Source organism: Streptomyces sp. ID05-26A (assembly GCF_033794685.1).
In the GTDB taxonomy this organism is placed as follows: Bacteria; Actinomycetota; Actinomycetes; order Mycobacteriales; family Pseudonocardiaceae; genus Lentzea.
In genome coordinates this window covers 594,069-616,381 of sequence record NZ_JARAYZ010000001.1, presented here as the reverse complement: position 1 = coordinate 616,381, position 22,313 = coordinate 594,069, and the positions used below count along the sequence as shown (strand labels likewise).

Genomic DNA, 22,313 nt, shown 5'->3' with positions numbered 1-22,313 from the left:
GCGAACTCAAGCACGCCGCAGACGTCGACGGACCCAGTTCCGCAGGGCGTTACCGGGGCAAAAACCCAGTACTGGCAAGGACTTCTGCGCCAGCCTGGTGACGGGTCAGCAAGTTAGTCATCCGGTAACCGGATGCCAGACCACGGCCACGACGACGTGGCCGACACCAACGGGCGTGCAGGGGGCACGCCCGCCGATCAGTCGGGGGGACTGATGACGCAACGGAAGGCGCGGCGGCAGCGTCGCGTGAGGGGCGGCTCGCCCGTCAGCATCCACGTCCGCACCACCGAGACCACCTACGCCGCCCTGATCGTCCGTGCCGCTGTGGCGGGACTGTCGGTGCCGCGCTACCTGGTCGAGTCCGGGTTGCGCGACACCGACACCGGGTGGAGCCTGCGGCAGCAGCGGTGGTGGGCCGAACGACTCGACACCGTCGAGACCCGGCTTATCCGCATCAGCACCAACCTCAACCAGATCGCCACCGTCGCCAACAGCACCGGCCATCCGCTACCTGGGCTGCCCGCCGCCTTGGACTACCTCGCCGTCACGCTCGACCAACTCCGCACGGTGATGGAGGCGATCGACCCGGCCGACTCCTCGCGCGAGGAGTCGCTGTGATTGCCAAGGCACCGGCCAAGGGCAAGTACGGCAAGGACACCTACGGGCTGCTGCGCTACCTGTTCGGCCCCGGCAAGAGCAACGAACACACCAACCCGCACCTGATCGCCTCCTGGGACCCCGAGTGGCTGGCGGGCGGTGTGTTCGCCGAACGCCGACGCGGGTGGCTGGCCCGGCTGGCACGGGAGATCGACGCACCCATGACCGGGCACGCCGTCCAGCTCGACGGCGGCCACGTCTACCACGTCGCCCTGTCCCTACCCCGCCAGGACGGACAGCTCGGCGACGCCCGGTGGCGCGCACTGGTCGAGGAGGCCGTCGACCGCGTGGGCTTCGGCCCGACCGACGACGGTCGCGCCGGCTGCCGCTGGGTCGCGGTCCATCACGGCCCCAGCAAGGACGGCAACGACCACGTCCACCTCGCCGTCAACCTCGTCCGGGGCGACGGCACCATCGCCGACACCTACCGCGACTGGCCCCGCTGGAGGCAATGGTGCCTGGACGTCGAGAACCGCCTCGGCCTCACCCGCACCTCCCCAGCCGACAAGACCGCGGCGATCCGCCCGACCCGAGCCGAAACCGAGAAGGCCGCCCGCAATCACCGACCCGGCACCAGCCGCGACTTCCTGCGTCGGGCAGTCCGCGCCGCCGCGGCCGAAGCGGCATCGGCGACCGAGTTCATCCAACTCCTCCAACGAGAGCTGCTGGTGACCGTGGAAGCCCGCTGGGACCACCACGGCTCCCTGACCGGCTACCGCGTCGCGGCATCCGGGGACTGGAGCACCACCTCGCCGGACGGCCGGGTCTGGTACGGCGGCGGCAGCCTCGCCCACGACCTGTCCGCACCCAAACTCACCAACCGCTGGGCCGCCACCAGCGCAGCGGCCGGTCCCGACGACGAGCTTGCGGGGGCGCGTCGCGACGCGAACGATCTGCTGGCGCGGGCGACGCAGGCCACCGAGAATGCTCGAAGCCACCTAGCGGCACTCCTCGACGCGAGCGACACCTCGACCGGTGGAGGTGGCGACGGCATCACCCACGCCGCCGCTGACATGCTCATCGCCGTGGCGACAACGATCGACAGACCGACACCCGGTGCCCTCACCGAGGCCGCCGCCGCCTACGAATGGGCTGCTACTGCACCCCACCGGGTCCAACCCGTCCAGTGGTCCCAGGCCGCCGTCGAACTCCGCACCGCCGCCCGAGCACTCCTCAAGGCAGGCATCCTGTCCAAACGCGCCAGCACCAGCGTGGCGGCTGTCGCCCTGCTCGTCGCCCTCGCCGGGCTCCTGGCCCAGACCGCGGCATGGCGACAACAGGCCGGACAAACACGGCAAGCCGCTGCGGCGCAACGCGCTGCCGACCTCGTGAACATCGACGGCGGCACCTGGGAGCACAACAGTGTGAGAGCGCCTCGCCACGCCACGGGCACACCGACGCCTAACACGACACCGGGACTACAGCCAGACCAACGACGCACAACCCGACAGCGACCACCCAGACGAGGACATGATCCGCTACCGGACGCATATCGCGGCCGAGCACGCTGATAGCGGCAGCGCAATGATCAAGTGCTGTTCACGCGCGCGTCGCTGCTGCGCCGGGCGGTCAGCTCCTGGACCTGACCGCCCGAGGGGTGGGCAGCCAGCCCATCTTTGTGATACGCGGGCGCCAGCAAGATTAACCGCGCCATGGAGTTCATGGTCAGCTCTGGGGCAGCAGCGCGGTGGTCGACCCATGTCAGGCAGGCTAAGCGGCGCGGATACAAAACGCTGGATAAAGGCTCTGGCTCACGATAAGTCGCTCGGCTGCTCACGTCTGCGGTCGTGACACCCGAACGGATGGTCTTTGGCGATGGTGGGCCGACGCTCGTTCGTCATCGCCGGGAGGCGCTGATCCGGGGTGTGAGGATCGCGGAATGTCAGGGTTCACGCGCGATCCGAAGTACTACGGCGACCGGTTGGTCTACGAGGCGTTGACGGGCAAGTGGGGTCGCTACCACGACAGTCGTTGCGGTTGCGGGAACAACTGGATCACTCACCACGCCGTCCCGGCCGGATTCACTGTGGTGCGTGACGGCGGCAGCTTCGTCGTGTTCGTCGGGCCCGGCCTGACCGAGGATGTCGACGAGCAACGGCTGACCACGGGCGCGCTGTGGGAGGCCGTCACCGGTGAGCTGAGCACGCAGGACTGGTTCGAGCAGGTCATCGTCATTGACCGCAGCCCTGCTGCCGAGGCTGAGCGCAAGGCCGACAACGATCGCATGTACGCGCCCCTGCGTGCCCGTGCGGCGGCGTCCAAGACCGAACCGATCTCGCCGGCGCAGCTGAAGTACGTGGAGTCGCTGATCACCGGGGCGAGCAAGGAGCGGTTCGCCGCTGAGTTCGCGGCCGCGATCAAGGGCACGAAGATCGCGGCGCGCGGCGAGCGGGAGCGGGCGATGACGGCGGTCAAGCGGCTGACCAAGTCGGCCGCCCGCAGGCTCATCACCGGCCTCAAGACCTGAGCCGCACGGCCGCCGAGCGCGCCTGGGTGCTTGGCGGCCGTGCGCATGGGGTCAGGTCCTGAGTGAGGAGCACGAGGTGCTCAGCCGGTCGAACTGGGTTTGCCGCTGGCCGTGGCTACTGGGGCGGCTTCCCAGTGCGATCACGGGGTCGGTGATCTCGTGCTGCAGGCGGTAGAGGATGACGTCAACGGCGGTGTCGAGCCATAGTTCGGTGTTCTCGGCCGGGGCGGTGGGGCCCAGGACGCGGTCGAACCAGCCGGGCAGCAGCAGGTCGTCGCGCAGCGCGTCGGCGAGGCGGGTGCGGATGATGGTCTGCAGTACGGTGCGGCACCGCCCGCCCTCCAGGACGATCGGGACCGCGGCGTTGTGGGCGAACAGCGCGAGGCCGAGTTTCTCGCGTTCGGCCGCGGAGCTCTCCTGAGCCTCGTCGAGTCGCGGGCCGAGGTCCTGGATCGCGGTGACGGCCGTGTTCCAGGAGGTCCGGGCCTGTTCCCACGCGGCGGCGTCGTCGCCTGCGGCGGCCATCGCGTGCGCGGCCGCCGCGCTGGCCTTGAAGTGCTGCTGGCGTTGCTGGTCGAGCCGTTGCGGTTCGGCGATGCGGAAGTCGTAGGCGCGCTGCTGGTGATCGCCGAGCAGTGAGGGGCGGTAGGTGTCGCCGTCTCGGATGGCCTGCAGCAGTTTCTGGGTGCTGGCGGGCCAGGTGTCCAGGTCGGCGGTCTTGGTCTTGGCGGTGATGCGGGTGCGCCGTTCGAGCAGGCGCAGGCGTTCGTCGAGGCTGCGGGTCGAGACGATGGGGTCGTCGGGGGTGCCGGTCAGCTCGGTGACGGTGCGGCGCAGCCGCTCGACCTCGTCGGCGAGGTCGTGAACGGAGTGGTGCTCGACGCTGCCTTCCAGTGCGTCGAGTCGGTCGGTGACGCTGGACAGCTTCATCCAGGAGTCGTGCCCGGTGAGCCGGTCCAGCCGCTCGACGAGCTCCTCGATCTGGCTCTGTAGTTCCTCGACGTCCTCAGACACGCTGCGCCCCCTTGGCGGTGCTGGAGTTCGTGGTGGCGGGCAGGGAGATCAGGCCGACCATGTCGGTCCAGCCCACGGTCGCCATGACGGCCGCGGGGATCGCGAGGATCAGCAGCCAGGCGGTGAGCAGGGCGACGGCCAGGCAGCCGAGCGTCGCGACCAGCGCGAACAGCGCGGTCATGTAGTGGTCCTCGGGCGTGGCCGTGCCCCACGACACCGGCCGGACCACCAGCAGCAGCGACCCGGCCAGCGGCGGCGCGAGCAGCAACAGCAGCGCCGCGCTGGTGGAACCGAAGACGACGGCCGCGATGACGCCGACGCCGGCGAGCACGCCCGCCGCCGCCAGGGAACGCGTGCGCGGCTCGTGGTGGGCGATGTCGCGTGCGCGCAGCTTGGCGGGCAGTTCGCCGCGCAGCCGCGCGAGCTCCTTCACCGCCCGGGAGACCTCGTTGTAGGCGGCCACCTGAGCGGAGCTACCCGGCTCGGCGGCGTCGAGCTGACCAGCTAGTTCATCGAGTCGTGTCTGTGCGGCGCGGTACTCGGACCGGGGATCGACAGAGACATCCACGAACGACACTCTCCAAAAGGGGCGTGACGCGCCCTGGGATCAGGGCGCGGCTACTGGACGTGTTCGCAATGTAGCCAGCAGTACCAACAACACCGGGCCGTGCAGGCGGACGGCGTCATCGGTCCTGGTGAAGGGGCACACGGACCAGGCCGCTGACCAGCGGCACAGGCTCCGGTGACGGATCAGCGGCAGCGTGTGGGGAGGAAACGCGGCCGAGGCCGGCGCGCGTCTCCTCCCCGCGTCGTGGCCTACGCGGCCAGATCCCACTCGGTGAGGTACTTCGCGACCAGGCCGCGCACCGCGACGTCCAGCTCGGGACGGTTCGCGCGGGCGTGCAAGGTGAAGGCCTTGCCGCGGCGCAGGTCCCACAGGACCGGGGTCGCGCCGGGCAGCGCCTGGTCGACGACGGACTCGAGGATGTACAGCAGGATGTCTGCGGACTCCTGGTCGAGCTCCGGCTCCTTGCAGTACGGCGCCACTAGCAACAGCTTGCCGTTACTCAGGCGGATGCCCAGCAGGTTGCGCACCGTGACGGTCAGCCCGCCCTCGATCCACTGCGGCTGCTGAACCTTGACGCCGGTCGGGCGGCGTCCCGGCAGCTTCGCGACCAGGGCGAGGAACCCGTCCGCCGCCTGGCGGTAGACCGGGCCGCGCCAGTCCTGACGGGCATCCGCCCAGGCGACCGCGCCCTGCATCGTCGCCTGCGGGTCAGGCGAGTTGAGGCACTGGCGCATCGCGCCGAACAACTTCTCGTAGCCGGACCAGGCCATCGAGGCCGGATCGAGGTAGCGCTTCTTGTGCGCCTTGACCAGCTTCACCGCACGACGCGGACCGGCCAGGACGTAGTCGAGCCAGACGAGGCCACTGATCTTGATGTTGGGGCTGTTCAAACGTGTTTCTCCTGTTCAACGTAGGACAGCACCCCGTGTCGCACGTCACCGCTGCCAGCCCGATCGGGTGGCAACTCGGCTTGACGCCCCCCGTCGTTGGGGGTTAAGTTTGATATCGCCAGATACAAACGTTAGCTAGGATGCCGTGATCTCTATGCATACAGAGATCCGCTTCGTAGTGTACATCAGGCACCCTCAGGCACTTCGCCAGGGGGTGCCTTGTTGTTTCACCGCCTATATCTGCGTAGGTCGGATGGGATGCTCACGCCGGTGCAACCCAGTCGCTGACCTGCGATGACATCGGGCAGTCTCCACCGCAATAGGACACTCGAGCGAAGAGGAACGGACCGCGTGCAGGTCGACGAGTACGGCCGGGCCGAAGAGCACCGCCTGTTGTGGAAGGGCCCGGCCACTGTCGGCCAGCTCGGTGAGCTGATGGCGCAGTGGCTCGACGGCACCATCACCTATCAGCCGGGATACGGCGCCCCAGGCCCCGACCCGGAGACCTCTGAGCTGGTAGAGGTGCTCGCCGCAGTCAATCGGGCCGGCGTGCTTACCACCTTCTCCCAGCCTGGCGAACCCCTGGTCGACGGCCACGCGCAACGGGCCTCGCTGGACGGGTTCTGCACCGAACACACCGCGGACCTGCTGCGGCGCGCGACCCTGCACACCGACCTGGTCACGCTCATCTTCCCGCCCGGCAGCCAAGAAGGCGGCCAGGTAGTCGTCACCGTCGACGACGGCCAGGAGTTCACCTGGCTCGGCAGCCCGGCGGACCTGGGCCACCTCTACGACATCTACGGCGACGACCTGTCCGAAGCCGCGATCGAGGCCTTGGGCGATGCCTGGCAACTGCACATCGTCGACCCCGTCTGGGGGCGCAACGACCTGCTGTGGGATCAGCTGCGCCGATTCACCGGCGCCGCCGGCTGAACGCCATCAGCACCGGCCGCAGGATCATTCGGCGGAGAAGGAGACGGTGTTGGGAAAGTCGGCGAGGGCTCGTCGGCGGGTCCCCGGCGGGGGCCCGTACTTCCACGGAGGCGCGCCAGGTCTGGCAGTGGGCACGGTGCTGTTGTCCGCGGCCGAGCTCGGTGTCTCCTACCGGTACTTCTCCCGCTACGCCGTGCACGATCCCGCCTGGACCTACCTCACCACCGACGAGGGCGTCGCGGCCGGGTTCGCCAGCCGCTACTGCGCTCGTGACGGCCGGGTGGTTCCCGGTGACGTCTACGAAGTAGAACCCGTGGGCGCGCTGCACCCCGACCCGGACAACGCCTGGTTCCCGGACGTCTTCCTGCGCTGCAGGCGGGCGCGGATCATCCGCGTCGTGGCATCAGGACTCTCGCTCACCGCCGACGAACAGCGGGAACGCGAGTGGCGCTACCGGGTGTGGGGCCGTGCCGACGCCCCGGTCTGGAACTCCGACGGCACGATCAACCCCTCGGAGCAGATGCTCAGCAACGGGGTGACGCGCGAGTGGACGGCCCTGCTGCGTCCCTGGCTGGACCCGGAGGACTTCGACGCCAAGGGAAAACTCACCGTCGCCCTGCGCGCCGCGCGCAACCCCACGCGCGACGGCGAACCGTGGCGCACGATCCTCGACGTCGTCCCGGTGCTGGACCGGGACTGCCAGGTACGCGAGCTCGTCCAGGGCGACTCCGTTTCCTACGAGTGCCTGGGCTGTGGACGGCGGCTCGGCGACCGGGACCAGGCGGCCGTGCATCAGCTTGGCGAGCACGCCCTGCGGCTGATCGCCCGCATCCACGGCTGGGAAAACCCGCAGGAACTGCCCGCCGTGATCGGCGGGCTAGCCAGGGCCGCGATCGATCGGAACCAGACACGATGGCAGTGGCTGCTCGGCCAGTCGTAGCGGCATCCCTGTTCGATGTCGACGTCGACGCAGACGAGGCGGCGCACGAGTGACCAGGTCGACCTTGGGGCCGTCAGGACTCGTCGGAGTCCCTGTTAGCCAACGACTTACGGCGCGGAGTGATCGAGGACCAGCGGGTCTTGACCCGCGGTTCGGAGTGTTTGAGCGGGGTTCCCTCCGCGGTCGCGACTGCGGACACGTACGCATAGAAATCGTCCGCCGTGACGACGTCCAGTCCTCCGTCCTCGACGATCAGAACCGCCGCGTCGTCGCGCGGTTGGGCCAGCGTGGCGACGATGTTGAACGCCAGGAGATCAGCGTCGGCCTGGGAGTCGAGGTAGGCGAACGGGTACGACACCGGTTCGAGGTGGGTTCCGAACTGTCCGCTGCCGCCGGCAGGTACGACGGTGGTGAGGGTGACCTGGTAGGTCCCGGCGCTGGATCGCTGGGACCGGACAGGGCTGATGTTCATGATCCAGTCGGCGCGAACGAGCACGCCGTCGTGGGTGCGCAACCAGTAGGTGCTCATCGGTGGATGCGGTCCTTTCGATGCGAGTGATCTTCATTCTTACCTCTCGGGTTGATCAGCACGTCGGTCGTCGGGTCAGGGTGTGCGCGGCTGATCGGCGATGGCGGCCGTGGCTCGGAACGCTCGATGATGGCGGCATGATCGAGCCCGCACCGACCGTGCTGTACCTGGGGCCTGAACTGCCCCGCTGGCAACCACGCACCCTTGCCGACGTCCAGGCTCTGCTCGACGCCGGCGAGCTAGCCGAGGGCCATTGGCTTGAGGCCAAGCAGGAGGTCGGCTTCAGCCCCGGGAAGAAGGAGGAGTTGGCGCGTGACCTCGCCTCGTTCGCCAACGACGGCGGCGTGCTGCTGATCGGCATCGTTGAGGACAAGCAGGCAGGCACCTTCTCCGTGCAGCCGCAGCCGCTGGACGGGCTCCCCGAGAAGATCGAGCAGATCGTGCGCTACCGCTGCGATCCGCCGTTGTTCGTGCGGTGCCACCGCATCGTCGACCCCAGCGCTCCAGGCGGGGCGAACCAGGGCGTGCTGGCCGTGGAAGTGCCGCCCAGCCCGCTCGCGCCGCACATGGTCAAGGGCAAATACCACGGCCGTGGCGACTCGGTGAAGCACGTGCTCTCCGATGCCGAAGTCGAGCGCCTGCACGTCATACGCCGCGCACGTCAGGTCCTCGCCGAGGAACTGATCGACAACGAGATCGCCCGGGACCCGGTCCAGAAGTCCGGTGATACTCGCCTGTATGTGGTGGCGAAGCCGCTCGCCAGCCCGCCGGAACTGCTCACCGAGCACTTGATCGACCCTGCGATTAGATCCCTGATCTTTGAAGCGGCGCCAGACGACGCGGACACGACATGGCACCGGTTGCTGAAGTACAACGAGCATCGGGCGAGAGGGGTCGGCTGGTGCTCGCCGAACCTGCGTGGCCGCCGGATGAAGCATGAGCCGGGAGAGCGGGGGCGTCGCGTCGCGTCGGACCTGGAGGTCTGGGACGACGGCACACTCACCCTGTACGCCAACGCCATGTCGAGCAACATGAAGCTGGTGGGCAAGGACTTCTTGGCCGTGCGAGTCGGGCACGTGCTGGGCCTGGTCCGCGGCACGGTCAAGCTGGCCGGCGCGCTCGGGGCCAAGTTCGGCTATGCCGGGCAGTGGCAGTTCGCTGTCGGCGTGACCGGTTTGATGGGGCGTGCGGACGAGGTGCCGGAGCGGCTGCAGTATCGAACCGATCCCGAGGAGCTCGACACCTTCAGCGAGGACCGCTACGTGACGGGCACGATGGCCAGCACCATCGAACTCGCGGAGCAGCCGGCTGCGGTGACCCGCCGACTGATGATGCGGTTCGCCCGCGGGTTCGGCGTGCTCGACCGCTACGAGACCGACAGCTACCTTGGCCCGCCTGCCGAGCGTGACACGAAGACGCCTGACCAGTAGCCGAGGTCCAGGCCGAACAGCGCCTGCAGCCATGTCCCGGCCGCACGTGGCCGGGGCCCTACAGGCCGATGCCGTTGAGAGCGTTGTCGCTCCACTGGTCAACGATCTGCATGTAGCGTTACAGCTCTTTGGAGTTCGGGCGCCAGCCGCCCTGGGCGGCGATGGTCTTGGCGTCGTGGCCGGCGCGGCGGGCCTCGGTGGCCAGCCCGGAGCGCATCGAGTGCCCGGTCAGCTTTACCGCTACCTGCGCACGCTGCCCGGTCTTCGTGACGATCTCGCCCAGCGCGCGGCCGGAGAGCCGGTCGGGCAGCAGCTGGCCCCAGCGGGTGATCCGCCGGAACAGCGGCCCCTCGGTCAGCTCCGCCGCGGCGATCCAGGCCTGGGTCGCGGTGACCGGGCAGGTCAGCGGGGTGGTGCCGGGGCCGACCGCGACGGTGCGAGCGCCGGTCTTACCGAACCGGACGGTGACCAGCAGTCCCTCTGGCTGCTCGACGACGTCGTCGACGTCGAGGCTGGAGAGCTCGCTGCGGCGGGACGCGATGGAGAACCCGATGACTCATCTGTCACGACGCGAGCCAGAGGCCGTCGACCCGGTAGACCCCGTCATCGGTACGGCGAGGCAGGGACTTCGAGAACACCTGGCTGGCCCCTGATTCATATGAGCGACCGGTCCGGAAGTCTTCTCCCGCGGCTGCTGCAGGGTAGAGAAGCCCTGGGCGAGCCGAGCGTCGAGGAAGACGGACTCCTGTTGGCGCATGAAGCCAGCGCCGTTCCGGGCTCCGCCTGTCGGCGCAGCCCGGCCGTGGGGACATCGCCTTCTGTCGGACGTCCTGCATGGCGACGTAGACGTACGTGCAGAAACCTTCCGTCGCGAGCACGCTTCAGACGGTTGTTGATCATGTTCGGTCAGTTGTCGACGAGTTGCCATATCGTGAGTCAGGATCTGGTCCAGGCCGCCCCCGTTGACGCCCTCCCCGCCACCCCGGAGGAGCGTCTCGCCGCGCTCGACACGGCGGCCCAGGAGTACGTCCGCACCCAGCGGCCCGCGAACACCCAGCGCGCCTACGAGGGTGACTGGAAGGTCTGGGCGCGGTACGTCACCGAGCTGGGCATCCCCGAGGACTCCGCGACCGCCGGGGCGCTCGTCGGCTTCGTCGTGTGGCTGGAGCGCCAGGACGCCGCTCCGACGACCGTGGACCGCCGCCTGGCCGGTGCTGTCGTCGGCCTCCGCCAGCACGGCGCGGAGCCGCCCAAGGCCGCCACAGAGGCCGCCAGGGCGGCACTGAATGGCTACCGGCGTCGGCTCGCCGAGGCGGGGGAGAAGCGCGGCCGTGGGAAGGCCCCGGCGATGGAGATCAAGCACCTGCGCGCGATCTCCGCCGCGTGTCCCGAGACCCTCAACGGCGTCCGGGACCGCGCCGTGGTGCTGATCGCGTTCTCCGTCGCGGGCCGCCGCTCCGAGGTGGCCGCCCTGCTCGTCTCCGATGTAGTGGAAGCCGCGGAGGGCCTGGTGATCACCATCCGGTCCGGCAAGACCGGCGGGCGCACCGTGGCCGTCCCGTACGGCTCGCACGAGAGCACCTGTCCCGTCAGGGCTTGGCGCGCGTGGCTCGACGCGTCCAGCATCACCGAGGGTCCGGCCTTCCGGCGCATCAACCGGCACGGGCGCATCCTCGGCGGCCTGGCCGCCCAGTCGGTCGGGACCATCATCACCACGGCAGGAGAGCGGGCGGGCGTCACCGTGCGGTTCACCGGCCACTCCGCCCGCGCGGGCCTGGCCACCGAGGCGCGGCGGGCAGGGCACGACGCCAAGACGATCAGCCAGCACACCGGCCACGCCCCCAACTCGCCGGTCCCCTACGACTACATGCGCACCGTGGACCAGTGGGCGGACAACGCGGTGGTCGGCATCGGGCTGTAGTCGCTGCCTGGAGTGCTACTCAGGCCGCCGCAGCGCGAGCCCGGCCGGTCGAGCCGTCCGGGAGAAGCATGGGACTCAAGCGATACCGCTGCCCTGGCTGCGCTCCGAGGCCCTTCACGTGGAACGCGGACGGGGATTCCAGTTCCCGCATGTGCTCCACGATTTCGGGCATGGAGCCCATGACGGCTGCGGTTTCCAGCGCTATGCCGCGTATGCCCTTGATCGATGCGCCGCCCAGGCCGATCCAGTGAAGGCCGTTGTGGATTAGCGCTGCACGTTCGTCAGCGTCGCGGAGCTGGTTCTGATCGCGCGTGATGATGGCGTCGAACTTCCTGGAACCCAGCAGCTCGAACAGGGCAATGTCCGTCATTGCCGTAGTGCCTTCATTTTCTGCGGAGCGGAACTCGTGGTCGTAGAAGAGGTCTCGCAGTGGCCCCAGCATCGTGATGGGGGCGTTCTCGTCCAGGAAGAACTTCACGCTGCCTCCCCGACGTGGTTGATCGACTCTTGGAGGCTCAGGGCGTCAAGCGCGGCTTCCCGGCCCACTCGGGGGTAGTAGTTCGCCACCCGTTCGGGAGGTAGGCCACCTTCCACCAGGCTCGCTACCGAGTCGAACGCCACTCGGGTTCCGTCTATGGTGGGCCAGCCGCCAAGGCGTGCAACGTCTACGCGGAGAAGAGGGCGAGGCCGCTGAAAGTCCACGACTTCGTGGCCCTGAAGGTTTATGAAAGGACCGTAGACGTTTTCAAGGCTCGTTATTACAATCTGCCCCTTGCGTACCAGGTCAACGGCTACGCCATTTTCTACTAGGAACACCGATTCGCCGTCTGTGGTGAATTGATAGCGGGACGGATGTTCCGTCAAGTCCAGCTCACGCAGTCCGGCTAGCGCTTTTCGGATGCGCTGGAGGGGTACCTCTTTGCGCAGGTGCACGAAAGTTCGAAGCGCCACCAGGTCCTGAAATGAGTACAAGGCCCTGGGAGAGGTTTGAATCTCAGGGACAAGGAGGGCGGGATGCTGCCGCCAGTTGGCGAGCTGGCTAGGGGATGCGCCGGTAAGTATGGATGCCAGGGCGCTAGGAAATGCCATTTACCTCACCACCCGTCGAAGCCTAAACCGAAGCGTCATCATCACGGATGCTCACAACCCCCGCCAGTCCTGTGGTCTCGGGGATTGGTCGCTGATCCTGGCCCTGGTGTTACCACCGCGTCCTCGGCTAACCCAACCGAACCGTCGCCACGTCGGTCCACTCGTACGCCTTGCGGTCCCGGTTGAGGTCGATCAACGACACAGAGGACACGGTCACGTTCGCCGTGCGCTCTCCGTGCGCCTTCAATGCCTCGGCGACCGGTTCGGCCGGTCCAGCGGAGTTGCAGTACCCGAGGCTGACGTGAGCCCGGAACCCGTCCTCTCGCTCCGGGACGTTCTTCACGCCCCACACGTCCCCAATCGCGGCACGGATCGCAAGGCGGAGTTCGGCCACCGGCTCCAGTGGCCGGCCAGGCATCTGGATGGTCTCGGGGTCGACGTGAGCAGGGCCGATGGTGAGCGTGAACGGCTTCAACGCTGCGCACCTCGCGCGTGCGGCCTCCACGATCTGGTCCACGTCACCGCGGCTTACCTCGTCGGTGAAGCCGATGCCCTGGAGCGTGAGGTGCAGCCACTTCACCGGCACGGGGTCGAGCTGGGGGAGCTGCGCGAGCACGGGCGCGTAATGCTCCACGAGGGCGTGCGCCTCGGGCTGGTCCGCGAACGTGATGTGCCACGTATAGAAGGAGCGTCCGGCCTCCCAGCCTGGACGCCACCACCAGTGGTCTCGCATGGGCTCCAGCTCGGTCACGGCACGCCTCCCAGGTCTACGCGGACAGCTCCTTGATCACACTGTCACGCTGGAACTCGGCGATCGAGCCCCGCACGCGGCGGGTGATCGGGTCCCGAGGGTTGCCGGTCTGCGCCGCGATCATGTCGACCTCGGCGACGCGGTGCAGCAAGGGCCGGACGCGGAGCTGCGGCGCGGTCTCCAGAACCGGCCCAAGGGTGTGCTCGGCTCCGCCCATGTCGCCGCGCACGAGGTGGGCCTTGACCTGCACGAGCCGGGTCATGCGCTCGGAGCCGAGGTTGCGCAGATGCGAGGGCTGTTCCTCGAACGCCGCCACCGCCCGGTCCGCGTAGGCCAAGGCCTCGTCTGCCTCGCCGAGGGAGAGCCGGGTGTCTGCCCAGAGCGATCCCGCGCGGTCCAGAGAGCACGTGAACGGCCCTGCCAGCTCGTCATCGGCGCGGGTGAGCCGGTTCGCCGCGTCCTGGGCGCGTAGGAGTGCCTCGGCCGCAGGACCTGCGTCACCTGCCCGCGCGAGGTCGAGCGCGAGGGCACTGGAGAGGTACAGCTCGGCGGAGCCGGTGGCGGTGTAGCGCAGCCCGTCCGCCGCGTAGTCGGCTGCCGCCAGGTAGTCGTCCTGCCAGAACGACGCGGTGTGCTGCGTCGCCCGCACCCAGGCGCGCAGCGGGTTGTAGTCGGCACGCTCGGCGCACAGCCACGCGGTACGGGCGTGGTCCTCGGCGGCGTCTGGCCGGCCAAGGTCCACGGACATCCACGCGAGCACGGTGAGCGACCAGCCAGCAGCCGCGTACAGCTCCCTCGACATCTGCGGCGCCTGGTGTCCGGCCAGCAGCGTGAAAGCCCTGTCCCGCAACGCTTTCGTGCGTGCGAACAGAGGGAGCGTGGGCATCTTGAGGTAGGAGCGCGCGATGCGCCGCACCTCGGAGTGCATCTGCTCGATCGTCAGTTCACCGACGTTCGTGGACTCGGCCCACGCGAGGAACTCGGCGGACTCGTCGGCCGCGCTCATCAGCACCTCCTTGACCGTGCTCACGCTCGCCGGAGTCGACACGATGACGGCCGGTGCCGACGAGGTCTTGTTGGTCGTGCTGAAGCCGAGGTCGGCATCCGACGCGACGCCTAGCACGGCACGCAACGCGGCCCGGTAGTGATCCGAGGGCACCCCGACTGCGCCGCGCTCGATCTTCGCGATGTAGTGCGCGTCCAGCGGGAAGCGCTGGCGGGTGGTCTCCCAGAGCCAGGCGCAGGCGGCCTCGGCCAGCTCGCGGCGGCTCATGCGCGCACCCGTCACCTGGCGGGACGCGGTGGCTTCGCGGACCGCTCGGAGGAGGGGGTTCGGCTCCGGCACGATTCGAGCGTAACCGCGCTGATGCGGCGAGTCATGGAGCTGCGTGCCCCGGCCTGCCCCGATCTGCCCCGCGTGATGCCCTGCACCGGCTGCTGGGATCGGTCGACTCTGAGCACATGGGTGCAATTGCGATCGTGACGATGCTGGGGGCCGTCGCCGTTGGCCTGGTCTGCTGGCTCGGTCACCACGTCCGCCGCGAGACGTTGCGCCGCCGCCAGGCCGACCGCGTCCGCGCGGCTCTGGCCGGCCGAATCAGCGTGGCCGAGCTGCGCCAGCGCTGCGGCGCGGACAAGGCACCCCGCTACCCGACTCCGTCCAGAGCGGCCAGTGACCCCGACCTGGCCGCTCTGGACGGTTCCATTGCGCCCGTGGGGCGTGCGTCGTGAACCTCATCGTTCCCAGCTCTGGGCTCGTCGCCATGTACCCGGTCCTGCAACACCTGCTCGACCTGAAGGACGGCGGGTGGAAGTTCCTGCCGATGGAGCCGGAGCAGGACTACCTGGACGGGTTCCACAAGTGGCCCGGCGGCTGGACGGACTCGATCAGGTGCAAGGACGAGGACGACGCGCTTGGCATCCGCACCGACCGGGACAACGCGATCGTGTGGGAGTTCGCCGGAGCGCTCGCCGAGGTCGTGCACGAGTTCATGGTGTTGCCCCACCCCGCCGATCGTCTAGCTCCGCGCCTGGCGAAGGGCAAGGGACCGCGCTAGCGGTCTGCTTCGCAGTCCTGGCGCGAGATGCTCAAGCAGAGCACCTCAGTAGCCGCTCCGCTCCAAGGCGTCCCGTCCCATCGCGGTGATCTCGTGTACCGACACGATCCTGTCATCTCCAGGCAGCGCGATGATGTGGCGATCCTCGTACAACCGACGCAGGTCTTCCTGGACCAGGTCATCGTCCACACCCAGCTGCTCAGGCAACGCCGCAATGTTGATCTGGTGGTTGCCTGCGATCCGGTTGGCGAGTTCGCGAAGGAGCTGAAACCTACGGCTCGCCTCGGAAGCGGCGACACGCGTGCTTTCCGTATCGCCCTGCTCCACGCGGACCGGCTCCGCGTTACCAGTCCGACGCCAGCGTCCACTGGCCGTGGTGTAGCTGATCGTGAAGCGGTACTCCCTGCTGGGTGCCCGGTGCGCGACGCCCTCCTCGTCGGTGAACTCGACGTAGAAGGTTCGTGACTTGTGAGGTTCGAGGGTGTCCCACGTGGTCCTGCTCGGGATGGTTCGGGGATTCGCTCTCCACAGCAGATCGGGGAAGCCGATTGCTTCGATGGATTCGAGCTCAAGGTCGAAAACGGTCTCGACTCCGTAGTTCGTCACCTTGAGCGAGAGGCCGCCCATGTTGGCCAGCGACCCTCGTACCTGCCGGGCCTGAGCTGCCTGTGCCGCGGCCTCCGCCTCCATCTGTGCCGTCGGCTCAACATCTGCCGATGCTGGCTGACCGCGTTCGTCCTGGTCACTGTCCTTGAGGAGGGCGATTTCGTTCGCCCTCCGGGCCTCAAACGCCTGTGCTTCAGCGGCGACTACCGCTCGACGGGCTAGGTGTACCTGAACCTCTGCGGCATCTGCCGCTCGCTCTGCGGTACCAAGGGCCAGCATCGCCGATGTCGCGGACTTCTCGGCTGCCGCGCTCTGTTTTTTGCTCTCCGCTAGAGCGTCCAACGCCCGGTCAGCCTGGTCTCTTGAGGCTTTACGCGCCTTCCTAGCTTCATACGCTTGCCAGGCGGCTACCGCCGCAGCGACAGAAGCAGCGGCGATCGTGATCCAGTTTCCTGCATCCACACGGGCTCCTCATCCCGCCGTCCCCGCTCGGCGCTTGTCTGAGTTGGTGAGAGTACGACCAGACAGCGGCAGCTTGCGGGAGGCGGCGATGCAGACACCCGAACTAGTGGTGCTGTGAGGACGGGGCCTCTGATGCGGGCGGCTAGGTAATGATCTTCACGCTGGGAGGCGGGTTCAACGTCACTGAGTAGGTGCGTTCCCAGATGCGGTTCTCGTCCGCGCCGTCGGTGCAGTGGAGGTAGACCTCAATCTCGACGGGTTTCGTGATCTTTGGAAGGCTGACTTCGATGTCAAAGCTGCGGTTCGTGACCATCCTTTGGATCGCGTAGTCACCTGACTGGAGCGCGCCTACATCATTGCCATCCGTCTCGTGCACCGAGTCGTCGTTCGTCCAACTTGGCCTCACCCATACGACTGCTGGGCCAGAGAGCATCGTGACCCCGATGATTCTGCCCATCCCTCTTCGTCGTCGCCCTTCAGCGATGGTGAACTGAGGACCACTTCGTTCGTGGCGGTCGGCGTTCTCGGCGGCGAGAGTCTGTCGCATGATCTCGACCTGTTGCTCCGCAGCCGTGGCGGCCTTCTGTGCTTCGGCCACCTGAGCTTCGGCGGCCTCTCGCGCCTTCTTCGCCTCGAAGGCTTGCTTGAGGGCTGCCCCGGCCTGCGTCTTGGCGGAGTTCGCGTTGCTCATCGCGACCACTGCCGCGATGATCGCGACCCCCGCCGCGAACCAGGTCGCCGCGTCTCCGGTGTCCACCTCCGCCTCCGTCCCGCCGACTCTGCGTCGGCGCATAGATGAGGACAGAAGGGTAAGGCCGCAGACATGACGGGGCCGCCCTGTCGTTGCGCCAGGGCGGCCCCGTGTCGTGGCGGGTTCAGTTCGCGCAGCTTGCCGCCGGAGACGACGTGCGAGCCGGGTCAGCGGGCGCTGCCGAGTTTGCTCCGAACAGGTAGGCCGCGAAGCACGCGGCGGCGACAAGCGCGAGCCAGCGGCCGGGACGGAACTCGCGGGAGCTGTTGATGGTGGGCATCGGGTTCCTCTCTGGGTTTGTCGGCCTCGGCGGTGTGCCGAGGGGTTGGAACAAAGCCCCGTTCAGGGCTCATTCGGGGTGCTGAAGGGGACTCGGGCCGACCGCGCTCTAGGTCGGAACGCTCTGCGTTCGTGCAGATCAGCGCGGTTGGTGGCCCGGCGGTGGAGGCTGGAACGGCTGGAACTGGGGCCGGTCGTGTGTGCCGACCCCGTTCCGGCCTCAAGCGCTGGAGATCGCCTGCCTGACGGCCTCGATGTCGGCGACGCTGACGGGGTTGTCGTGGCCCGGCATCCGGCGCTTGCCCGCCGAGGGCACCCCGGCGGCGCGCAGTGCCTCCCCGAACGGCTTGGTCTCCCAGCCGATGCGGGCGGCCAACTCGCCAGTGGGCACCAGGCCGCACTCGTCGCCGATCACGTCGGCCAGGAGCGCCAGGACCTCGGGCAGCTCGTGCACCAGTTCGGCGTCCACGGCCTGCGGGATGGTCGCGGTCACCTCGGAGGCCAGGCGTTCGGTCGCGGCCGGGTCCAGTGCCGCCAGGTCGTGGTCTCCGGCGGCGTCACCGGTGAGGGTCCCGGCCTGTTCACGCAGCGCCCGGCCGCGCTCGCACGCCGCGCGAATGGCCGCGATGTGGAGCAGGTGGGTCCGCACCGTCACCGCGTCCCCGGCGGACAGCTCCGTTTCGCCGTCCGCACCGAGCAGCAGCCCCACGCCCTTGTGGCTGGTCAGCAGCTTGGAGGCATCCATCCCGGCTCGGTAGGTGCCAGCGCCGAGGATGGTCTCCGACGCCTGGTAGGTCATGACCTTCAGCGCGAACCGGGTCCCGAGCTGGCCGCGCAGACCGTCCGGGATCACCTGGGCATCGGGCTTCTGCGTCGCCAGGACCAGCGAGTACCCGGCGGCCGGGCCGGTCTTTGCGATGTAGGTCAGCAACTCGCAGATCCGCGTCCCCACCTTCTTGCCCTTGGGGTTGTCGAGGTCCAGCGGCACGTCCAGGCCCAGGAAGTTCTGCACCTCGTCAATGCCGATCACGGTCAGCGGCATCCCGTGGGCCGGGTCGCGGGTGATCTCCGGCGTCACCTTGGACTCGGGGCACAGCTCGTCGTCCATCTCGGCCAGCCGGTCGAACCGGTCGGCCACGTCGGCGGCGCACTCCTCCAACACGCTGATCAGCCGCCTGGCGTCGGACTCCCGAGAACCGCGGATGAACCGGTGGGCCACCTGCTCGAACGGCCGGAAGTCCTTGCCGCCCTTGCCGTCCGCGATGATCACGCGCACGTGCGGGTCCAGTGCGGCGGCCGTAAGCGGCAGGCGTGCCACGAACGTCTTGCCCTGGCGGGGAATCGCGCCGATCAGCAGCGAGGTCCACACGACCGGCAGGTTCACCGCAACGCCGCGCGCCGTCGTGCCGAACGGCACCGGACGCCACAGGTCCCAGCTCGACGCCGTGGCCAGCGGACTCGGGACCGGGTCGGCCGCGTACGGGTCCGCGTCGCCCACCCACAGGGCCAGCCGCCCGGCGTGGCCGGCATCGCCCCGCACCCGCTCCACGATAAGGCGCACCTCGTCCACCGCGAGGGCGGAGGCCAGCGCTTCCCGCTTGCCGATCACGTCCGACGCCTTGCGCGACGGCGGCAAGTCGATGGTCAGCGCCCAACCGGTGCCGTCGTGGCGCGGAGCCTTGACCAGCATCAACGACTCGTCCCGGCCGATCAGCTTCGCCTCACGGAATGCCACCACCAGGTGGTCCCCGTTCATCAGCCACGCCAGCGAGCGCGAACCGAGGCGGGTCGTGCGCCCGCCAGCGCCGTCCTTGCGCCGTCCGGCCACGGCCAGCAGCGCCGACAGCGCGCCGCCCGTGAGCAGCAGCGGCAGGGAACCGGCGGTCAGCTCCACGATCAGCACGCCAAGACCGGTCACCCCGCTGGCCACCAGGGAGATCACACCCCGACGGCGGCGCACCACCGCGATCTCCTGCCACTTGTCGGCCAGCCGGTCGGCCGCCTTCGAGGCCTCGTAGAAGTCGGAGACCCGCACCCACGCCCACCAGGCGCGGGCAGACACCGCCAGGCCACGCCCAACAGCGGCCGGGTACCGCACCGGAACGAGCGCCACCTGACCCGCCAGCTCCGCGCCAGCCTGACGGGCTGACTCGGGGGTCTGCCACTGCGCGGGCAGGCGCGACACCGCCGAGTCAGCGAGCCGCCGCGCCTTCGAGCGCCGGTACTCCTCCTCGGTGATCAGTTCGCCGTCCAGCACGGGCGGGGTGGCGTCCACCGCCGTGTTCTCGTTGCGGGCCTGGGTCTCGTCGGCGGCGGCCACGTTCGGGAACGGGATCAGCTCGCCGCCGGTCTCCGTGTCCTTGTAATAGGGGGCGCTCACGCGGCACCTCCGCGCAGTGCGTCCCGGACCTCGCGGGCCGTGTCCGTGCCGCACTCCAGCACCTCACGGAGCCGAGTCGCGGACGGGTTGGCGGGCAGCTCCCCGGCCGCGATCATTCGGCGGACGCGGTCCACCAGGACGGCGGCGCGAGGGTCGGTAGACCCCTGCTCCTCGGCCTCCAGGCGGGGGGTGTTTTCCCTGTACTCCGGGGGAGTAGGGCTCGGAGTAGGGGAGGCCGCAGTGCCGTGGTCGAGGTCGGCGAACGCGGACCAGATGATGGGCAGCACGGCCACCGCGCCGACCGCCACCAAGGGGCCGATGGCGTGTGCCAGGAGCTGAATGGGGTCGAACCGGTCGGCCTGCCCCGGCAGGTACGGCCACACGTTCAACGTCAGCGTCACCAGCAGCGCGCCGTACTCGACCACGGTCAGGTGGCGGTGGTGCAGCGCCCGGCCACGGGTGGCCAGGAAGGCACGCGCTCCGACGATCACCAGCAGCACGGCCGAGATGACCGGCTCCACGGCCCAAGCTCCCCACCAGGCCGCGCCCTGCTCGGTCATGGTGCGGGTCAGCGTGTGGTGCACACCCGTGGTGGACCAGGCCAGCGCGCCAACCAGCGCGGTCAGCGCCACGGTGGTGAGGGTGGAGCGGATGCGGGCGGCCTGCCAGGCACGGGCGGTCGGGTCCTGCGCCAGCTCGTGCAGGCGGGCGGCCTCGGCGGAGCGCTTGCGGCTGCGGCGTACGCGGTCGGTGTCGACCAGCAGGGGAGCGGTGTCGGCCTGCAACTCCAGCAGGGCGTGCGACTCGGCCACCTCGGCGCGCAGCTCCCGCACTCGCTTCGAGGCGGGCAGTTCGTCAGCCGACCGCACAGCCGGGGCGTGTCCTGCCACGAACTTCTCCAGCTCGGCCACTGCGCGCTCCACGTCGTCGTCACTCGGTTCGGGGATGGGGATGGGGGTGCTCACCGGGCACCCCCGGACCTCTGCGGCGCGCAGCGCGGGCACGAGGTGGAGCGGGTGCGGTCGTTGTCCGTCCAGATGACGCGGGCGCTGATCGGATCACCGGGCCGGGCGTCGCACTGCCCGCACTCCGGCGGCACCGTCGAGCGCCCGCCGGGCGCGCTCGACGCGGGATGGTTCTTAGGACGGTTAAAGGACGGTTCGGGTGCAGTGTTTGCACCCCGTGCCGTCGCTGCTTGCACCCCGTGGACCCGAGTTTGCACCCCGTGCTGGTCAGCGGGGCGCAGACTCTGCACCCCGTCCTGGGGGTTATCCACAGGCTGATCAGTCCTGTGGACTGCCAGGTCCCAGCCGCGCGGGCGACGGTCGGAGCGCTTCACGTACGCGGCCACGATCGTCGGGTCGGACGCGCTGATCAGCTCCAGTTCCTCCAGGGCACGCAGCGCGTACTGGACGGACCGCTCAGACAGGCGGGTGTAGCGGACCAAAGTGGACACGGCCGGGAAGGCGTTGCAGCCGTCGGGGCCAGCGTGGTTCGCGAGGCCCAGCAGGACGACGGCCAGAGACGAGGCGTCGCGTCGGTCGCGGGGGATGGGGGCGTGGTTGAGCGCCCACGTGATGGCTTCGAGGCTCACGGCGTCACCGCCGGTCGGGGCTCCTGGCACGATGAGTGCACGGCTTGGACCTCCGTTGTCCAGGTCGAGGCCCCGTCTTGGTGTTCGCGCACCAGGCGGGGCTGCCTTGTTCTTGGAGGTGGCCCGCCAGTTCAGCTATTTCGCTTTTCTCGCGGTCGCCTGGACCCTCGCCGACCTGGCCGAGGCAGACACCCCAACCCAAGACCACGTGGCCGCAGCCCTCCAGTTCCGAGAACGCAGAGCCCACACCTGACCCAGCAACCCACCACCACCCCCACCACCCCCACCACCGCCAGCGGTCAGGCCTCCACTAACCAGCGGCCAGGCCTCCCCTAAGCAGTACGTACAGCCCCACCCCGAGCCGCGAACCCCCAGCGCTCCCTCCCCTGTCGCCACCAGAGCGACCAGCCCACCCCAAGCAGCCGGTCGCGGAGCACCAACGCCCCGACTCCGCGCCCGGCCCCAGCCGAGCGGGCGCTCGTCCCCCTGCGAGCGCCCGCTCACCCACCCACAACCCCAAGCGCGGCACGAGCCCCACCCACAAACCCCGAGCGCGGCGCGGCACTAGCCCCACTCACAACCCCAAAGCGCGGCACCAGCCCGCCCACAGACCGCCGGGCGCGAAGCCCCACTCCCGCTCCGCGCCCGGCACCCACCGCACCTAAACGTTCGGGCGCCTGTCCCAACCCAGGCGCCCGAACCACCGGACGCGAGCTCCGAGCCTCAACTCGCGCCCGGTCCGAGCGGGTCGCCCGTCCCTTCCCAGCGGGCGACCCGCTCACCCCACCGACCCGCTCTCCTCACCGACCCGCTCTCCTCACCTGGCCGCTCTCCTCACCTGGCCGCTCACTCAGTAGCCGCCACAGCCCCGCCCCGGCCCCCGCGCCCCAGGCCGCACCTTTGCTTCGCCCGCAGGCGCCCCACCCCGCCCCTCCCGCTCGCCCCGCACCCCGGGCTCACCCGCCCTTGCGCTCACCCCGCCCCCGGCTCATCCG

At 69.2% G+C, this 22,313-nt stretch carries 24 protein-coding genes; 10 read left to right on the top strand and 14 right to left on the bottom strand.

All coding sequences use genetic code 11. From position 1 onward, the window contains the following. Positions 1-213 precede the first annotated feature (213 nt). The 3 genes from PV646_RS02990 (at position 214) to PV646_RS02980 (ending at position 3,124) form a co-directional block, all read left to right on the top strand. Entirely contained in the window at positions 214-618 is a 405-nt protein-coding gene (locus PV646_RS02990; RefSeq protein WP_500339906.1) for a plasmid mobilization protein, read from the top strand. Then, entirely contained in the window at positions 615-2,168 is a 1,554-nt protein-coding gene (locus PV646_RS02985) for a relaxase/mobilization nuclease domain-containing protein (protein WP_500339905.1), read from the top strand. The genes PV646_RS02990 and PV646_RS02985 overlap by 4 nt, the downstream gene beginning before the upstream one ends. Positions 2,169-2,536: 368 nt before the next feature. Continuing rightward, the gene (locus tag PV646_RS02980; RefSeq protein WP_500339904.1) at positions 2,537-3,124 is read left to right on the top strand and encodes a hypothetical protein; all 588 of its coding nucleotides are present in this window, start codon (positions 2,537-2,539) and stop codon (positions 3,122-3,124) included. A gap of 51 nt (positions 3,125-3,175) precedes the next feature. Here PV646_RS02980 and PV646_RS02975 read toward each other — a convergent pair whose 3' ends face one another. From PV646_RS02975 to PV646_RS02965, 3 genes are all read right to left on the bottom strand, one after another. After that, positions 3,176-4,138: a hypothetical protein gene (locus tag PV646_RS02975; RefSeq protein WP_500339903.1), complete on the bottom strand. Its 963-nt coding sequence runs from the start codon at positions 4,136-4,138 to the stop codon at positions 3,176-3,178. Next, a complete protein-coding gene (locus PV646_RS02970) occupies positions 4,131-4,706 on the bottom strand; it encodes a hypothetical protein (protein WP_500339902.1) in 576 nt (191 codons plus the stop codon). Before PV646_RS02970 ends, PV646_RS02975 begins: the two co-directional genes overlap by 8 nt. A 248-nt stretch (positions 4,707-4,954) precedes the next feature. Further along, positions 4,955-5,596: a hypothetical protein gene (locus PV646_RS02965; RefSeq protein WP_500339901.1), complete on the bottom strand. Its 642-nt coding sequence runs from the start codon at positions 5,594-5,596 to the stop codon at positions 4,955-4,957. 351 nt (positions 5,597-5,947) lie between these two features. Here PV646_RS02965 and PV646_RS02960 point away from each other — a divergent pair, with 351 nt between their 5' ends. Continuing rightward, positions 5,948-6,529 (top strand): DUF6919 domain-containing protein, encoded by a 582-nt coding sequence (locus PV646_RS02960; protein ID WP_500339900.1) that lies wholly within the window; start codon positions 5,948-5,950, stop codon positions 6,527-6,529. Between the two features lie 127 nt (positions 6,530-6,656). After that, the gene (locus tag PV646_RS02955) at positions 6,657-7,469 is read left to right on the top strand and encodes a hypothetical protein (protein WP_500339899.1); all 813 of its coding nucleotides are present in this window, start codon (positions 6,657-6,659) and stop codon (positions 7,467-7,469) included. A gap of 73 nt (positions 7,470-7,542) precedes the next feature. On the opposite strand, the gene PV646_RS02950 is transcribed toward PV646_RS02955, so the two are convergent. Further along, entirely contained in the window at positions 7,543-7,998 is a 456-nt protein-coding gene (locus PV646_RS02950) for a hypothetical protein (protein WP_500339898.1), read from the bottom strand. Positions 7,999-8,135: 137 nt separating this feature from the next. Between PV646_RS02950 and PV646_RS02945 the strand changes: the two genes are divergently transcribed. After that, entirely contained in the window at positions 8,136-9,428 is a 1,293-nt protein-coding gene (locus PV646_RS02945) for an AlbA family DNA-binding domain-containing protein (protein WP_500339897.1), read from the top strand. Between the two features lie 118 nt (positions 9,429-9,546). On the opposite strand, the gene PV646_RS02940 is transcribed toward PV646_RS02945, so the two are convergent. Continuing rightward, positions 9,547-9,903, bottom strand: a complete 357-nt coding sequence (locus PV646_RS02940) for a site-specific integrase (protein ID WP_500342248.1) — start codon at positions 9,901-9,903, stop codon at positions 9,547-9,549. Positions 9,904-10,359: 456 nt separating this feature from the next. Between PV646_RS02940 and PV646_RS02935 the strand changes: the two genes are divergently transcribed. Further along, positions 10,360-11,349 (top strand): site-specific integrase, encoded by a 990-nt coding sequence (locus tag PV646_RS02935; protein WP_500339896.1) that lies wholly within the window; start codon positions 10,360-10,362, stop codon positions 11,347-11,349. Between the two features lie 19 nt (positions 11,350-11,368). Here the strand turns inward: PV646_RS02935 and PV646_RS02930 are convergent, their stop codons facing one another. From PV646_RS02930 to PV646_RS02915, 4 genes are all read right to left on the bottom strand, one after another. Then, entirely contained in the window at positions 11,369-11,827 is a 459-nt protein-coding gene (locus tag PV646_RS02930; RefSeq protein ID WP_360047356.1) for a PIN-like domain-containing protein, read from the bottom strand. Further along, complete coding sequence (locus tag PV646_RS02925) at positions 11,824-12,438, bottom strand: DUF433 domain-containing protein (protein WP_360047355.1); 615 nt, start codon at positions 12,436-12,438, stop codon at positions 11,824-11,826. The genes PV646_RS02930 and PV646_RS02925 overlap by 4 nt, the downstream gene beginning before the upstream one ends. A gap of 127 nt (positions 12,439-12,565) precedes the next feature. Next, entirely contained in the window at positions 12,566-13,189 is a 624-nt protein-coding gene (locus PV646_RS02920; protein WP_500339895.1) for a 2'-5' RNA ligase family protein, read from the bottom strand. Positions 13,190-13,205: 16 nt separating this feature from the next. Then, the gene (locus PV646_RS02915; RefSeq protein WP_500339894.1) at positions 13,206-14,534 is read right to left on the bottom strand and encodes an NsdA family TPR-like regulatory protein; all 1,329 of its coding nucleotides are present in this window, start codon (positions 14,532-14,534) and stop codon (positions 13,206-13,208) included. A 116-nt stretch (positions 14,535-14,650) separates the two neighbouring features. Between PV646_RS02915 and PV646_RS02910 the strand changes: the two genes are divergently transcribed. Continuing rightward, positions 14,651-14,920 (top strand): hypothetical protein, encoded by a 270-nt coding sequence (locus PV646_RS02910; protein WP_500339893.1) that lies wholly within the window; start codon positions 14,651-14,653, stop codon positions 14,918-14,920. Then, positions 14,917-15,246: a hypothetical protein gene (locus tag PV646_RS02905; RefSeq protein WP_500339892.1), complete on the top strand. Its 330-nt coding sequence runs from the start codon at positions 14,917-14,919 to the stop codon at positions 15,244-15,246. The genes PV646_RS02910 and PV646_RS02905 overlap by 4 nt, the downstream gene beginning before the upstream one ends. Positions 15,247-15,291: 45 nt before the next feature. Here PV646_RS02905 and PV646_RS02900 read toward each other — a convergent pair whose 3' ends face one another. The 5 genes from PV646_RS02900 to PV646_RS02880 form a co-directional block, all read right to left on the bottom strand. Further along, positions 15,292-16,314 carry a hypothetical protein gene (locus tag PV646_RS02900; protein WP_500339890.1) on the bottom strand — a complete coding sequence of 341 codons (1,023 nt, stop codon included), beginning with the start codon at positions 16,312-16,314 and terminating at the stop codon, positions 15,292-15,294. A gap of 142 nt (positions 16,315-16,456) precedes the next feature. Then, on the bottom strand, positions 16,457-17,071 hold the full coding sequence (locus PV646_RS02895; RefSeq protein ID WP_500339889.1) for a hypothetical protein: 615 nt from the start codon (positions 17,069-17,071) through the stop codon (positions 16,457-16,459). Positions 17,072-17,564: 493 nt separating this feature from the next. Further along, entirely contained in the window at positions 17,565-19,724 is a 2,160-nt protein-coding gene (locus PV646_RS02890; RefSeq protein WP_500339888.1) for a hypothetical protein, read from the bottom strand. After that, entirely contained in the window at positions 19,721-20,689 is a 969-nt protein-coding gene (locus PV646_RS02885) for a hypothetical protein (protein ID WP_500339887.1), read from the bottom strand. The genes PV646_RS02890 and PV646_RS02885 overlap by 4 nt, the downstream gene beginning before the upstream one ends. Next, complete coding sequence (locus PV646_RS02880; RefSeq protein ID WP_500339885.1) at positions 20,686-21,318, bottom strand: helix-turn-helix domain-containing protein; 633 nt, start codon at positions 21,316-21,318, stop codon at positions 20,686-20,688. Before PV646_RS02880 ends, PV646_RS02885 begins: the two co-directional genes overlap by 4 nt. Here PV646_RS02880 and PV646_RS02875 point away from each other — a divergent pair. Then, a complete protein-coding gene (locus PV646_RS02875) occupies positions 21,275-21,571 on the top strand; it encodes a magnesium chelatase subunit ChlI family protein (protein ID WP_500339884.1) in 297 nt (98 codons plus the stop codon). The genes PV646_RS02880 and PV646_RS02875 overlap by 44 nt on opposite strands. The last annotated feature ends 742 nt before the right edge of the window (positions 21,572-22,313 follow it).

Coding starts and splice junctions, on each gene's coding strand:
- PV646_RS02990 (WP_500339906.1), top strand. CDS start 214: ATGACGCAACGGAAGGCGCGGCGGCAGCGTCGCGTGAGGGGCGGCTCG.
- PV646_RS02980 (WP_500339904.1), top strand. CDS start 2,537: ATGTCAGGGTTCACGCGCGATCCGAAGTACTACGGCGACCGGTTGGTC.
- PV646_RS02950 (WP_500339898.1), bottom strand. CDS start 7,998: ATGAGCACCTACTGGTTGCGCACCCACGACGGCGTGCTCGTTCGCGCC.
- PV646_RS02910 (WP_500339893.1), top strand. CDS start 14,651: ATGGGTGCAATTGCGATCGTGACGATGCTGGGGGCCGTCGCCGTTGGC.
- PV646_RS02875 (WP_500339884.1), top strand. CDS start 21,275: ATGGGGGCGTGGTTGAGCGCCCACGTGATGGCTTCGAGGCTCACGGCG.
- PV646_RS02945 (WP_500339897.1), top strand. CDS start 8,136: ATGATCGAGCCCGCACCGACCGTGCTGTACCTGGGGCCTGAACTGCCC.
- PV646_RS02925 (WP_360047355.1), bottom strand. CDS start 12,438: ATGGCATTTCCTAGCGCCCTGGCATCCATACTTACCGGCGCATCCCCT.